Origin of the sequence: Thiorhodovibrio frisius (assembly GCF_033954835.1) — a bacterium.
Classification (GTDB): domain Bacteria; phylum Pseudomonadota; class Gammaproteobacteria; order Chromatiales; family Chromatiaceae; genus Thiorhodovibrio; species Thiorhodovibrio frisius.
Genome location: NZ_CP121471.1, coordinates 3348740 through 3362106 on the forward strand (window position 1 = coordinate 3348740; position 13367 = coordinate 3362106).

Below are 13367 nucleotides of genomic sequence, written 5' to 3' on the forward strand. Positions count from 1 at the left end.
TTTAACGTCAGCCAGTCGAAAAAATTGATTACCTGGAGTCTTACCCTATAAGCCTGAAGCATAAGACGCGACAGGTGGAATCCCGAACTAACCGTACAGGAGATAACTGGCATGAGTGATTTGTCTGAGTGGACCCACGACTACAGCACGGGTGAGAGGGATCTTGATGATGAGATCAACGACATGATCGATGGTACCAACTGTCCCGACGGATGGCATCAGGAGTGCGATTCGGATTACCCGGACAATTGCAGTTGCGAGCCTGATTAGCCACACATAACAGGCGTGAGGCTCGTTACCGTGCCCGAGCCTCACGTCTTTATCGAAAACAAACTCACGCCAGTGCAAACGGCGATAAATCAAACTCTATCAAATTGACATATTGTGCAATGACTTACAAAAACTAGCTGGCTCGCTCCTATGGATGTGGGCCGCCCGCCCCTTCCAGGAGTGCACACATGCCTATCCATTATCTTTCGGAGTCTGGCGACCTTTACCAGGCTCCTGAGGAGCCCTTTCTGCCCCCACTTGGCATCGAGAGCGAAGTCGTGATTCGGCTTTGTCTAAGCATGCTGTTCGAGGCAAAGGGTCTTTCTGCATTTCTCCAGTCGATGCAGCATAACTTCCCGGAGAATCGCCTTTTTCACGCGCTTGGTGTTGAGCGTCCTCCCGAGAACGAATATGAGAATGCATTGGAGCGACAGCTCATGGCGCGCCGTGCTGAGGTCGGGCGTTTTGATGGCGACTTTGGTCGCCAAATCAATACCGGTATCTCCCATCTGGCGGATCGGATCGGCCTCTCTGAGATTGACTGCCAGATATTGGGTTTCGCCGCGCTTCTTGAGCTGCATCGGTGTCTCGCGAAGTTGTCCTCTCTTGCTTTCGGTGAACTCGATGCCCTCTGGGTGGCGAAGGTGACAGCTTCGACACTGGGAATGGAACCCAGCGCGGTGCAAGCCGCGCTCTCCACCAGAGGCATCCTCTGCCGATCTGGACTACTGTGTGTTGAACGCAAGCAAAGCAGCCGGCTGCATACGATGTTTAGTCTCATGCCCAGCCTGGCCGGGGCATTGATGGCCGGTGCCGAGGAGATCGACGCGCTCCTCGATCGAAGTACGCCAAAGGCGCCGGCCGCGGGATTGACGCTCGCCGATTATCCGCACTTGCGCGCGGAAGTCAGTCTGGCGCGTCGTCTGCTGGCGGCTACCAGACACCCGGGAACCAACCTGCTGTTCCATGGGCCGCCAGGGACGGGCAAGACACAGTTGGCGCGTGCATTGGCGGATGTGCTGGAGCGACCCTTGTATCAGGTTCCCAACGAGGACGATGACGACGGCCCAGTTACGGGTAGCAATCGCTTGCGTTCCTTTCGGCTCGCGCAGAATGTACTGGCCCGGCAACCTCGGGCGCTGATTTTGTTCGATGAAGTTGAAGACGTGTTTCCTGATCGGCTCGGCGTTTCACTTGGTAACAGCGAGCTTACCAAGGGCTGGATGAACGATACCCTGGAGTCGAATCCTGTTCCGACCATCTGGGTATGCAATGGTCTTTCCGGATTCGATGAGGCTTATCTGCGACGTTTCAGCCAGGTGGTTGAGGTGGGTCTGCCGCCGCAGCCGGTTCGTGAGCGGATGATTCGGGCACATACGCGGAGTTTGCCGGTATCGAGGGCTTGGTGCCAACGTGCTTCGCGTCACCCTCATCTTTCGCCGGCGCTCTTGCGACAAGCGGTCGATACCCTGTCAAGAGCTGGCTATCGCCAGGGGGGACGCGTCGAGTCAACCCTGGAGACGCTCTTGAATGCCTCCCTGGGTGCCATGGGTGAGGAGATTTTACCCAAACCCGGGAGCGCGGATCAGCTGCGCTTTCACTTGGCCTACCTAAACGCGGATCATGATCTGAAAACCCTGGTGCAGGGAGTCAAGTGTGATCCGCGCGCCCGGCTTTGCCTTTATGGCCCGCCGGGAACTGGCAAGTCCGCCTTTGGCGCGCATTTGGCGCATCATCTTCGCCGCCCGCTTCTTGTCCGTCGGGCATCGGACCTGCTCAACCCTTATGTCGGCGGAACTGAGCAGCAACTGGCCACGATGTTTCGCGAGGCTGAAACCGCGCGTGCGGTTCTTGTTCTCGATGAAGCGGACAGTTTTCTGCGCGATCGGCGCGAGGCAAGGGCCAGTTGGGAGCTGACGCAAACCAATGAATTTCTCACCCAACTCGAAGCCTTTGATGGACTCTTTGTCGCTTCAACCAACCTGTTTGATGCGCTCGACGGTGCCGCCTTGCGCCGGTTCGATCTGAAGATTCGTTTTGACTACCTCCGTCCCGAGCAAAGTTGGCGCCTGTTTCGCGAGACCCTTCGCCAGGCAGGAGGCCAGTTGAGCAAGCCTGAGCCATGGCGGACACGTCTTGCGGCTATGGATCGGCTCACCCCTGGAGATTTCGCCGTTCAACTGCGCCGCAACCGATTGACCGCTGAGCCGATGACGCCCGTGCGGTTGCTTCACCACTTGGCCGCGGAGATGGCGCTGAAGACCGACACACCAGCGCGGGCGGTTGGATTCATGGCGAATCTATGACCTGGACGGCGAGCCCGCTGCGCTAGCAGCGGGCTAATCCAGAGGGTATTTGCATCCGACCCGCGCTGGAGCTAGATGCCATCAGCCGATACGACAGGTTTTGTCGCGCACATCCATCAAACTGTCTTGATGTGCCCACTGTGCATTTTGTTTACCCGTCCGCTCCTTCTTCTTTGCTTGTTGACATAACCACTGGAGAAATCCATGCCATCAAAACGCGATTCCCTCAGTTCTCGCGAACTGCTTGCCCGTATCGGGTTGGACCAGGAGCTTGGTAGCAATGACCTGCTGGATGACGAGCTCCTGCCGGACCTGACCGGTAACCCTGGCGCGGCCTTGAAAGAACGCGCGCGCCTTTTCGCCCATGCCCATCGCTTCGCGCCCGGCGATCTGGTGACCTGGAAACCTGGCCTAAAGAACCGCCGTGTGCCGCGCAGCAGTCAGCCTGCCGTGGTGCTTGAAGTCCTGAGTGAGCCGGCGTTCGACAGCGAGAAGAACTCGGGCAGTCCTTACTTCCGCGAGCCGCTCGACTTGGTGCTTGGGCTGTTTGTGGAGGACGGTCCCCACCGGGGCGACTTTCTCAACTGGCATTTTGACAGTCGGCGGTTTCAGCCCTGGCCAGCGAAGTGAACCCTTAAGAAGTTAGACATTGAGAAATAAGACATACCAAGTTTGAGAGTGCGTTTATAAGTCCCTCCCCTTTCCCACATTTGCTGCAAGGATGAAAAAACCATGAACCCAAGTGATGCCCTAATCCGAACCGATCTTGACCAGATTCCAGCCATTTCGCGTCGGCTGGCCCGTTTGAGTCTGCAATTCTTTCTAAATGACACCTCTTTGGTGAAACGCCTCAATGACTGGGACTTTCTCAGCACCCTCTGGCAACTGAGCCAGTGCCTGCTTGAGCCCGCTGCGCGAGCCTTCTTCGACCCAGCCCTGGCGCCGGAACGGCTGCCTGAAGTGAGCACGAAGGTGCGCGATGGCCTGCGCGCTTTAACGGCGGAACTGCGCAAGGCTGACGCGGAGCCGGATCAGGACGTGGTCGAAGAGGAGATGCGGTTGAAGCACAGCCGACTCAGTCACCAACAAGGCCGGCGCATTGAGCTTCCTCCACCTCCGTCTAAGCACCGCAAGCTGCGATTGTTTTTCACTGGCTTGTCCCCCGCGGTGCTTGAACCCTTGGTGGAAGCCGACGGGGAGACCTGTGTCGTGCCGCTTGCCGAAATGCTCGGCCGGGCGCTGGAACTAGAACCGGCAGCCGCGCGACTGCTCGAGTACCTGGTGCTGCGCGAGCAACACAATGAACTGCGTATTTTGTTGAAGGAGTCGCGCCGTGGACATTTGCATGCGCGACACGATCTGCACGTCGCCATGACCATCCTGCTCGGCATCGCCCCGCCGGTACTGCGTCGGCTGATGGCCAAGAGCGGTCCGCTGCGCAAGCTGGGTCTGATGGATATGCATTTCGGTCGCCATTTGGATCTGGAAGACTACCTGGATGCGACTGACTTATTGCGTGAGCTGATCGATGCGGAGCCAGAGGATGAGCAGGCGCTGTTGGCGCTGCTGATCGAGCCAGCCCCGGCAGCTGACTGGTCGCTCGATGCGTTCCCGCATTTGCATGAGGAGGCATTGCGGGCGCAAGGCGCGCTCAATCGCGCGGCGCGCGATGGTGTTGCCGGGGTGAATGCGCTGTTTTACGGCCCGCCGGGCACGGGCAAGACGGAACTGGCGCGCGCCATCGCCGCTTCCTGCGATCTGAAGGCGTTTCAGGTACGCACTAGCGACGAGGATGATGACGGACTGGACCGCGAGGGGCGGCTGTCGGCTTACCTGTTGGCGCAGCGGCTGCTGGCAAGACGGCGCGACGCGGTGATCATTTTCGATGAGGTCGAGGATGTCTTCGAGCAGCAGCATGATCTCTTCGCGCTGCTCAGTGGTCGCTCGCCGGCCGGGGAGCAGAAGGGCTGGATGAACCGCATGCTGGAGGAAAACCCGGTCCCGACGATCTGGATCAGCAACGAGGTGCGCGGACTCGACCCGGCGTTTCAGCGCCGATTTCTGCTGCCGGTGTGCTTTATCACGCCGCCGCGCTCGGTCCGCCGCCAGATGGCCGAGCGACATCTGGGCGACCTGGCCCTAAGCCCGGCGCTGCTTGATGAGCTGGCCGCCGATGAAGCCCTAACCCCGGCGGGGCTTGGCGCGGCACGGCGTTTGGTCGATCTGCAGCCGGATGCTCCGGTGGAGATCACGGTGCGCGCGGGGGTCGCCTCGCTGCGCAAGCTGCTGCATGGCACCCCAGCGCCCCGCCGACGCGAGAATGCCACCGCCTTTGATGTTGCCTACCTGAACCTGGCCGGCGGCATCGCGCCCAATGCGTTGTTTCGCGCGCTGGAACGCGAGGGTAGCGGTCGGCTGTGCTTCTATGGCCCCCCCGGAACGGGCAAGACGGCCTTTGCCGAGGTGCTCGCCGATGCGTTGGATCGGGAACTGGTTGCACGCCAAGCCTCCGATTTGATTTCCCCCTATGTGGGCGAGACCGAGCAGAACCTGGCGCGGCTGTTCGCCAGCGTCGACCCCAAGCGCTCGGTGCTGCTGATTGACGAGGTGGACAGCTTCTTGGCTGATCGGCGCCAGGCGCAGCGGCAGTGGGAGCGCACCCAGGTCAATGAGTTGCTGCAACAGATGGAGCGCTATCCCGGCATTCTGATCGCGGCGACGAATTTGATGAGCGGATTGGATGGGGCCGCGCTGCGGCGGTTTGATTTCAAGCTGGAGTTCCGAGCGCTCAAGCCCGAGCAGCGCCTGAGTCTATTTGCCCGCGAAGCGCTTGGTGATACCGAGGCACCAGTACCGGAAAACGTGGAGCGATATCTGGAAGGACTGGATCACCTGACCGCGGGGGACTTCGCCAACGTGGCACGTCAAAGAAAGCTGCTTGGCGAAAGGCTTGAACCGGAGACTTACCTCAGGCGGTTGGTGACCGAGTGTCGGTTGAAAAGCATCGGGAAAGGGGGCGGAGCAGTAGACCCTTATGCCTAAGCCGCCTTGTAAATTACGTGATTTATTAAACCCATAACCCTTCAATGGAACACTGCAAATCCATCTACGATCTTGTCCAACGCATAGGCCGCGAAGTCTTTATCCCAACGAACGATCTTGGCGGCAACTAACATCCACCAAGCCGCCTTGCTCGACTCATCCCTTCACGCACACCACCTGCTTGAGGGTATGCACCACCTCGACCAGGTCGCTCTGGTTGGCCATCACCTGGTCGATGTCCTTGTAGGCGCCAGGGATTTCATCGAGCACCCCTTTGTCCTTGCGGCAGACCACGCCCTGGGTCTGGGCTTCCAGGTCGGCTGGCTTGAACTGCTTCTCGGCGGCGGTCCGGCTCATGCGCCGCCCCGCGCCATGGGCGCAGGAGCAGAAGCTTTCCGGGTTGCCCTTGCCGCGCACGATGTAGCTCTTCGCGCCCATGCTGCCGGGGATGATGCCAAGATCGCCCTCGCGCGCACGGATGGCCCCCTTGCGGGTGACCCAGACATTGGCGCCGAACTGGTTTTCCCGATCCACGTAGTTGTGGTGACAGTTAACCACTTCCTCGGTCACGGTGAATTCGGGCAGATGCCGCGCCAGCGCGGCCAGCACCAGGCGCATCATCTGGTCGCGGTTCTCGCGCGCATAAGCCTGCGCCCAGGAGACCGCCGCGACATAGTCATCGAAATGCTCGGTGCCCTCGGGCAGATAGGCCAGGTCCCGATCCGGCAGCTGAATCATCCAGCGCTCCATGTCGCGCCGGGCCAGCTCGATGAAGTAGTGGCCGATGGCGTTGCCAATCCCCCGACTACCAGAATGCAGCATCACCCAGACGCGGTTGGACTCATCCAGACAGACCTCGATGAAGTGATTGCCCCCGCCCAGGGTGCCGATCTGGTTGACCCAGTTGGAGAAGCGCCCGAAGGCCTTGAGCAGTTGCGGGTGCTTGTCGGTCATGACTTGGAGCTGCGCGGCGAATGGCTCAGCCGCATCGGTCAGCGCGCGGTCATCCTTGTGCTGCGCGCGCCCGACCGGGACATCGCGACTGATCTGGTCGAAGAGCTTCTTCAGGCCCTTCTCATCGAGTTGATCCGCCGTCAGCGAGGTGCGCGCGGCGGCCATGCCGCAGCCGATGTCGACACCCACGGCGGCCGGGATAATGGCCTTGTCCGTGGCGATCACGCTGCCGATGGTGGCGCCTATCCCTAAATGCACGTCGGGCATGGCGGCGACATGCTTGTGGATGAATGGCAAGGTCGAGAGATTGACGAGCTGCGCTTGCGAGCGCGCATCGATATCGTCGGCCCAGACCTTGACGGGCTTGGAGCCTTCAGTGAATACCTTCTGAATGGGCATGTTGTCCTCCTCGCCGCCCGTGAGCGGCCTGGTTGATCCGGCGCATCTTGGAACAAGATGGACGCCGAGATGATCGAACCGCCATTGACCATGAATGGGCCAAGGCGGCCAAACCACGGCGGGGATGGCGTTGCGAACAGGAGGTTTCGGAAGGGAAGCCTGGACACTCCGGTGTTGCTCAACCCCGCCAGATCGACTGACGGGGGTCACCGGTCAGGCGATCAGCACGTGCGCGCTGGTGTTTTGCCGCAGGGTCGGCGGTTGAGGTGACAGCGGCGCGGTGATGTGTGGCGTTGATGCGTCGGGAATGCGCCTGCACAATCACGCGCGCCCAGAACCACCGGGCCGCCTGATTGGGAATCGGCGGCGGTGGATGTGATCGCGACGGTGAGTATGGTGGGACGCAAGGCGTTATCCTGACAGCGGAGCATGATGGAAACGGTTGCCTGGAGACATCCGCGAACGTGGAAGTCTAGACCCGATGCCTTCGCCTCGCAACCGGCGAAGCACCGGGAACATTTGACGGAACTCAGGCATTACAGGGGCGCTTCAGCGGCGCACTAATCGCCCGTCGATCCCAACATCCACCTGACCTTGCTGGCGAAAGGCATCGGTCACCAGATCCAAAATGAGAAGCCCGGTCTCCGTCGCATCCGGTAAGTCCTTGAGCTCGGCATAGCCGTCGCCACCAGCGGCGAGGAAATCCGGCATCACCAGCCGATAGTCGGCGTCCCTGTCCAGCGGCTTGCCGCCGATCTGGATGTCTTGGGCAATGCCGTCCGCGATCACCAGGCGCACGCCGGAGACCTGGAGAAAGCCGCCGGGGTCATCCCGCGGGTCGAGGGCGGCGGAACGGTTCAGCACCTGCTGAAGTCTGGCACCGCTGATGGTGGCGGTGACCAGTTCGTTCCCGAATGGAAAGGCCTGGTGGAGATCGCGCAGGCGCACCGCGCCGGCTGGCAAGCTGGCGCGGAAGGTGCCGGCGTTGAACAAGGCCACATCGGCCCCGGTCTGGGCGCGGGCCAGGTCGCCCACCCAGTCGCCGAAGTTGCTTTCGCCGCGGCGGATGACCGCGCGGCTGGCGTCGAGCTGTCGCGCGTTGTGGCCAACGACCATCTCGATCTCTTCGGCGAGACGCGCGTTCAGCTCAGCAACCCGCGCGGCGATGGACGCGTCCTCGGGGGCGCTGTCGTCGACCGGGATGGCTTGGTAGCCTTGGATGTCCATCTGTCCGTCTTGAACCACCAGGTCGAGACGCCCCAGATATTGTCCGCGCGCGCCGGCTTGGAGGATCGCGACGCCGTGTTCGATCTCCGGCTGTTTGAGCAGCCGATGATTATGCCCGCCAACGATCAGATCGATTCCCGGAACGGTTCGGGCAAGTTGGTGGTCGGCGGCAAGCCCTAGGTGCGACAGGACCACGACGAGATCCGAGCGCGCGCGCAGCCACGGGACCCAGCCGGCGGCGATCTCTTCGGCGGATCGCATGGCAATTCCGCTGGTGTTGCGTGGATGGGTGGTGGTGGTCAGTTCCTCGGTGACCAGGCCGAGGATGCCGATACGCGGGCCATTCGGCGGATGCAGGATCAGGGTCGCCGGCGTTGGAAAGGGAATCGGCGTGACCTCAAGGTTGGCGGCCAGGATGGGAAAGCCGGCGGTGGCGAGAATCTGGCGGAAGACGGCTTGGCCGTAATCCAGCTCATGATTGCCCATCACGGCGGCATCCACGCCGATCTCGGTCAGAATCTGGATATCCGGGAGGCCAAGAAAAACCGTCGAGGTGACGGTGCCCTGAAGGAGATCACCACCGAAGAGCAGCACCACCGGCCGGGTTGGATCTTCTTTGCGGATGGAGTCCACCAGCCCGGCGAGTCGGGCGATGCCGCCCAGGTGCTGACCCTTGGTCGGCGTGCCCCCCTGATCTTCCACCGGGGCTTCCACCGGATCGAGCTGGCCGTGAAAGTCGTTGAAGTGCAGCAGAGTCAGCGGCAGCGCCTCGCCGGCTAGGGCGAGTGTCGGCGCGAGCAGCATGGCAACCGCCAGGACAATAATAAACGGGCGCGTCATGGGATTGTGGACTGATTCGATGGCAGGTCAATTACCGGAGCTGATGCGTCAAGCGCGGACGGTCCAGCCTTGATCGCGGACTGAGGTTTTGCCAACCGCAAACGCCGATAAGCGCCCAACGCGATGAGAAAATTGCTGACGGACAGCAGGCTTTCGCTCGCGCCATGGAGCGCATCGGCATGAGCGAGGCTCGGCAGGCCAAGTTGAAGCGTCGCCACCCGGGTGGCGACAATCGCCCCGGCGACGAAAACCAGCAGAAACCAGAATCCCGCGATGCTCCATGGCGAGAACAGACTGGGGCTTTGGCGATGCACCACCAAGAGCAACACCAGAAAGCCGAGATACGCCAGATTCGCACCGGGGAGCAAGGCGGAGAGGCCATCCGCGACCCACAGCCGGCTCAAGCCCCAGGTCAGTCCCAAGACCAATAGCGCGAGTGCGAACCAAGCGGACGGGATGCGCCGGGTGCGCAGCATCAGCAGGGTCGCGCAAAGGAGCGCGAGGCTGCCGAGGAAGGTCATGAGTCGCGATCCTTCCAACAGCCACTGGACGCGGTCACCGCTGGCATGGAAACTCAGCACCAACAGGCCCGCCACCAGGTGCGGCAGCATGGCATGGGCAAAGATCCGCAGCCGCGGAAAACCCGCCACGACGGCATACCGACGCAGGAGCAAAATGGCCGCCAGCCATTCGCTGACCGTTAGCAGATGAATGATGGCTGTTGGCAGTGACAGCAGCATGATTGCGCATTCTGGTCGCGGATCAGACACGCCAGTCTAGCACCCGCGTGGCACGCTGGATGGATCCCTCAGCATGCGATTGGCGGATGGCGCCCTCTTGACCCGAGCACGGCCGAATCCATGACCGACCTGCAACCGCCCTCCCCCACCCCCGCCGAACGCTCCCTCGCCGCCGGCGACAACCGCCGCTTTCTCGGCCATCCGAGCGGACTGGCGATGCTGTTCAATGTCGAGTTGTGGGAGCGCTTCTCCTACTACGGCATGCGGGCTATCCTGGCCTATTACCTCTATGCCACCGTCGCCGAGGGCGGGCTGGGATTGCATGAGGCGACGGCTGCCGTGGTGGTCGCGACCTATGGCGCGTCGGTCTATCTGCTTTCGGTGGTGGGCGGCTTTCTGGCAGATCGCTTGCTCGGCGCGCGTAGCACGACGCTCTATGGCGGCATGGTCATCATGGCCGGACATCTGTGCATGGCGGTGCCGGGCATTCCGGCGTTCTCCTGGTCGGGACTCGCCTTGATCGCGCTCGGCAGCGGACTATTGAAGCCGAATATTTCGACCATGGTCGGCGCCCTGTATGCGCCGTCCGATCCCCGCCGTGATGGCGGCTTTCAGCTGTTTTATTTGGCGATCAACCTTGGGGCTTTACTGGCGCCTTTCGTAGTGGCCTTTCTCAAGCAGCGCTGGGGCTTCCATGCCGGCTTTGCCGCCGCGGCGGCTGGGATGGCGGTGGCATTGTCGGTCTATATCGGTTTTACCCGCACCCTGCATGGCGCGGGCGATGCGGTTCCCAATCCGCTCAGCCCGGACGCGCGCCGGCGGCTACCCTGGCAGGTGGTGGGACTGCTCGGCGGCATTGGGTTGCTCTATCTGCTGACTGGAGTGCTGCGCGGTTGGGCGGCGAGCGCCCAGCCGGCGCGGGTCAATGATGTGGTCTTTGCGCTGGCGCTGTTGGCCTCAGTGGTCTATTTCCGCGCCATGCTGCGGCATCCGCGCACCAGCGCCAGCGACCGGCGCCATGTGCGCGCCTATCTGCCACTGTTCATTGGCGCCTGTCTGTTCTGGATGGTGTTCGAGCAAGCGGCCGGTTACATGGCGCTCTTTGCCGAGGCCAACACTGAACTGTCGGTGGGTGCTTTCCGCATCGACCCGGAGTGGTATCAGTCGGTCAATCCGATCAGTATCGTCATTCTGTCACCGCTGTTTGGCTGGATTTTCACCCGCCGCGCCGGGCGGTTTCCTTCGACGCCATTTAAGTTTGCCAGCGCGGTGCTGCTGATTGGGCTTTCGGCGGCCATCATGTCCTGGCTGTTTGCGACTTACCCGGCCGATGGGCCGGTGAAGGCGGCCTTCTGGATGCTGGCCGGGGTCTTCGTGCTGCAAACGGTGGCGGAATTGATGCTCTCGCCAGTGGGGCTTTCAGCCACCACCACCTTGGCGCCAGCGCATTTCGCCAGCCAGGTGATGAGTCTGTGGTTTTTGACCTCGGCAGTTGGGCAGGGTCTGGCCGGGCAGATTATCCAGTTCACCCATGGCCAGTCGCCAGCGGAGTCGTATCGGATCAATGCGGTGCTGACCCTTGGCATCGCCCTGGTGCTCTTCGCTGCCGTTCCCTGGACGCGCCGGCAGATGCAGGATATCGAGGATGCGCGGCGGTTAGGCTTGCGGGGCTGACCGATTCGCAGTGCCTGGCAGGCAACGATGGCGCGGTAAAACTGCCGGACGCTGGCTCCTGACGGTCCAAAGCGAACCGTATCGCCTTGATCGTGACCGATGATCTCACACCTGGGCGTTCTTTTCTGGTTCAGGATTGCTAGGAGAAAACTTTTCGTACATCCCCCATTGGGGGATGTACGCTCTGTCTGCATCCATTTGGCGAGTGGATACCGGGGCTGCAACAGGCCGACTGGACGGCTCAAAGATGCTCTGACGTGGGCAGGGAATCCAAGGGGTACGGTTTCGCCGTTCCCCTTCAGCTCGGCGTCTCAATCCTGGGCACGGCTCATCCGATGTCAGTTGCAGGCTGGCGGTGATTGGGTCGTCGATGGCGACCCAATTCCTTGGCCATGGTTCGATCAGGCCGGCGAAGGAGTCGGGAAGCCCGCCGTTCGGAGAAAGGACAAAGCTGTCGTCAGCAACGAAGGCACTCAGGGATGGCCACGGTTTCGCTGTGGTCATCGCCAAGGGATGGACGAAGCGCCATTCTTCTAACAAGGCGCTCTCGACAAGCGTGACGCACGTTTGAAACATCAGGTCGGGCGCAGAGCCCCTATCGTTGCGGCTCTCGATAAAGGATTGAACTTAAAGATGATTCATTTTTGGATCATCTCTAAGTCCGCGAAGAACCTAAGGCAGGCGTCACTCGAGACTTAACGCACTGGGCTCTGTTTTTCTTGGTCAACCCCGTGAGCCGTTGCCAGCGAAGCCCCTTGTTCCCGGCAAGATGGCAAAGGCGCGGAATGCGCCGCTGCGTAGAAGGTCACCGGCAGCGGCAAGAAATGATTGTCCGGCCGCACCGTGGCGGCCGAGCGATACCAGACCATGTAATGCCAGAGTGGACGTGCCATGGTCTTGATGCTGCAAGATCCATGCAAGAACAGCCTTCTTGGCCGCGAATTGGCGCACAGCGTTCGGGCCTCTCGATCAAAGCGCGCCCGACGACAGATCAGCTCGCAAGCGCCCCCGCATGCGGGGTCGGCGTGAGTGACCAATCGACCCGGGTGTCCTTGGCGATCATTCCAAGTAACCAAACCTAAGTGACGTTTTGATGAAGCGGCGCGGCGCACGGCTGGGAGCCAAAGAGTGCCATGATTCCGGCACTGTCGATTCGCAACCCAGCGGAGTTGGTGGTCCGTCTGGCGGCTGGGGCGACCTCATGATTGAGCGATTTCCTCGCCGCTTGCGCGCGGCGCTGTCACAATTCTGACAGGCAGGCGTTAGCCCGCAAGAGAGAACACCTCATCCAGCACGTCGATGGGGTAACTGTTGACCGAACCGAAGCGCTCGTCTGGAATGTTGCCGATGCGCTCACCGCGCTCCCGCGCGAGTTTGGCGGCGGCAATCCCTCTCTGGCGCGATTCGGAGATCGGTAGCCGAATACCGTTCTGCTTCATGTAAGCGGTGATGGTCCGGTAACCGGTATCGCTGCCCATCCAATCGACCCGCTGTTCGAGGCGCGCGATCCGTTCGGCTTGATCGGTTTGCTCGCGCTCAACTGCCAGCATGGCCTCGCCTTGAGCAATGAGGATTTCGGCGGGCGAGCGCGGTCGGGCCTGCTGCTGCTCAAGTTCCTGCCAGCGATCCACCAGACGCCCGGTGACCTCAGGTGAGAGTTGGGCCACGACCACGAATGTATCGCGCTTGGACTCCGCCGTAAAAATGTATGCACGGGCTTTTCGACGACGTCCAGACGCATCCACAAAAGGTACCTCCCAAATTTGGGGAAGTACGATCACGCCTTTCTTGGCAATGCGCTCGATCCGCTCCATGACCTTATCGTGGCGGACTTCGACGAGTGCCGCGATATCGCGGCTACTCATCGATGGACCCTGGACAGACAAAATCGGAACTAACTGATGCATGATGGTCG

At 61.2% G+C, this 13367-nt stretch carries 10 protein-coding genes; 5 read left to right on the forward strand and 5 right to left on the reverse strand.

Features of this window, described 5'->3' with window-relative positions:
• Nucleotides 1-111 precede the first annotated feature (111 nt).
• The 4 genes from Thiofri_RS15295 (at nucleotide 112) to Thiofri_RS15310 (ending at nucleotide 5618) form a co-directional block, all read left to right on the forward strand.
• Nucleotides 112-270, forward strand: coding sequence for a hypothetical protein (locus Thiofri_RS15295; RefSeq protein ID WP_009146873.1), 159 nt, complete (start codon nucleotides 112-114; stop codon nucleotides 268-270).
• 188 nt (nucleotides 271-458) lie between these two features.
• A complete protein-coding gene (locus Thiofri_RS15300; RefSeq protein ID WP_323705364.1) occupies nucleotides 459-2576 on the forward strand; it encodes an AAA family ATPase in 2118 nt (705 codons plus the stop codon).
• Between the two features lie 204 nt (nucleotides 2577-2780).
• On the forward strand, nucleotides 2781-3206 hold the full coding sequence (locus Thiofri_RS15305) for a hypothetical protein (RefSeq protein WP_009146871.1): 426 nt from the start codon (nucleotides 2781-2783) through the stop codon (nucleotides 3204-3206).
• A gap of 102 nt (nucleotides 3207-3308) precedes the next feature.
• Nucleotides 3309-5618, forward strand: a complete 2310-nt coding sequence (locus Thiofri_RS15310) for an AAA family ATPase (protein WP_323705367.1) — start codon at nucleotides 3309-3311, stop codon at nucleotides 5616-5618.
• 156 nt (nucleotides 5619-5774) lie between these two features.
• Here the strand turns inward: Thiofri_RS15310 and Thiofri_RS15315 are convergent, their stop codons facing one another.
• The 3 genes from Thiofri_RS15315 to Thiofri_RS15325 all read right to left on the reverse strand — a co-directional run bounded on the left by Thiofri_RS15315 (nucleotide 5775) and on the right by Thiofri_RS15325 (nucleotide 9778).
• The gene (locus tag Thiofri_RS15315) at nucleotides 5775-6971 is read right to left on the reverse strand and encodes an RtcB family protein (protein WP_009146866.1); all 1197 of its coding nucleotides are present in this window, start codon (nucleotides 6969-6971) and stop codon (nucleotides 5775-5777) included.
• 549 nt (nucleotides 6972-7520) lie between these two features.
• Nucleotides 7521-9038 carry a bifunctional metallophosphatase/5'-nucleotidase gene (locus Thiofri_RS15320; RefSeq protein WP_009146865.1) on the reverse strand — a complete coding sequence of 506 codons (1518 nt, stop codon included), beginning with the start codon at nucleotides 9036-9038 and terminating at the stop codon, nucleotides 7521-7523.
• A complete protein-coding gene (locus Thiofri_RS15325) occupies nucleotides 9035-9778 on the reverse strand; it encodes a DUF3593 domain-containing protein (RefSeq protein ID WP_323705370.1) in 744 nt (247 codons plus the stop codon). The genes Thiofri_RS15320 and Thiofri_RS15325 overlap by 4 nt, the downstream gene beginning before the upstream one ends.
• A 120-nt stretch (nucleotides 9779-9898) precedes the next feature.
• Here Thiofri_RS15325 and Thiofri_RS15330 point away from each other — a divergent pair, with 120 nt between their 5' ends.
• The gene (locus Thiofri_RS15330) at nucleotides 9899-11452 is read left to right on the forward strand and encodes a peptide MFS transporter (RefSeq protein ID WP_009146827.1); all 1554 of its coding nucleotides are present in this window, start codon (nucleotides 9899-9901) and stop codon (nucleotides 11450-11452) included.
• Nucleotides 11453-12147: 695 nt separating this feature from the next.
• On the opposite strand, the gene Thiofri_RS15335 is transcribed toward Thiofri_RS15330, so the two are convergent.
• Together Thiofri_RS15335 and Thiofri_RS15340 are read right to left on the reverse strand one after the other, a co-directional pair.
• Nucleotides 12148-12345 (reverse strand): hypothetical protein, encoded by a 198-nt coding sequence (locus Thiofri_RS15335; protein WP_143741725.1) that lies wholly within the window; start codon nucleotides 12343-12345, stop codon nucleotides 12148-12150.
• Between the two features lie 369 nt (nucleotides 12346-12714).
• Entirely contained in the window at nucleotides 12715-13317 is a 603-nt protein-coding gene (locus tag Thiofri_RS15340) for a Rha family transcriptional regulator (RefSeq protein ID WP_051023728.1), read from the reverse strand.
• Between the last annotated feature and the right edge of the window lie 50 nt (nucleotides 13318-13367).

Bases quoted from the DNA above. Each gene is read 5' to 3' on its own strand.
- Thiofri_RS15295 (WP_009146873.1), top strand. From the start codon at position 112: ATGAGTGATTTGTCTGAGTGGACCCACGACTACAGCACGGGTGAGAGG.
- Thiofri_RS15335 (WP_143741725.1), bottom strand. From the start codon at position 12,345: ATGGCACGTCCACTCTGGCATTACATGGTCTGGTATCGCTCGGCCGCC.
- Thiofri_RS15320 (WP_009146865.1), bottom strand. From the start codon at position 9,038: ATGACGCGCCCGTTTATTATTGTCCTGGCGGTTGCCATGCTGCTCGCG.
- Thiofri_RS15310 (WP_323705367.1), top strand. From the start codon at position 3,309: ATGAACCCAAGTGATGCCCTAATCCGAACCGATCTTGACCAGATTCCA.
- Thiofri_RS15330 (WP_009146827.1), top strand. From the start codon at position 9,899: ATGACCGACCTGCAACCGCCCTCCCCCACCCCCGCCGAACGCTCCCTC.
- Thiofri_RS15300 (WP_323705364.1), top strand. From the start codon at position 459: ATGCCTATCCATTATCTTTCGGAGTCTGGCGACCTTTACCAGGCTCCT.
- Thiofri_RS15315 (WP_009146866.1), bottom strand. From the start codon at position 6,971: ATGCCCATTCAGAAGGTATTCACTGAAGGCTCCAAGCCCGTCAAGGTC.
- Thiofri_RS15325 (WP_323705370.1), bottom strand. From the start codon at position 9,778: ATGCTGCTGTCACTGCCAACAGCCATCATTCATCTGCTAACGGTCAGC.
- Thiofri_RS15305 (WP_009146871.1), top strand. From the start codon at position 2,781: ATGCCATCAAAACGCGATTCCCTCAGTTCTCGCGAACTGCTTGCCCGT.
- Thiofri_RS15340 (WP_051023728.1), bottom strand. From the start codon at position 13,317: ATGAGTAGCCGCGATATCGCGGCACTCGTCGAAGTCCGCCACGATAAG.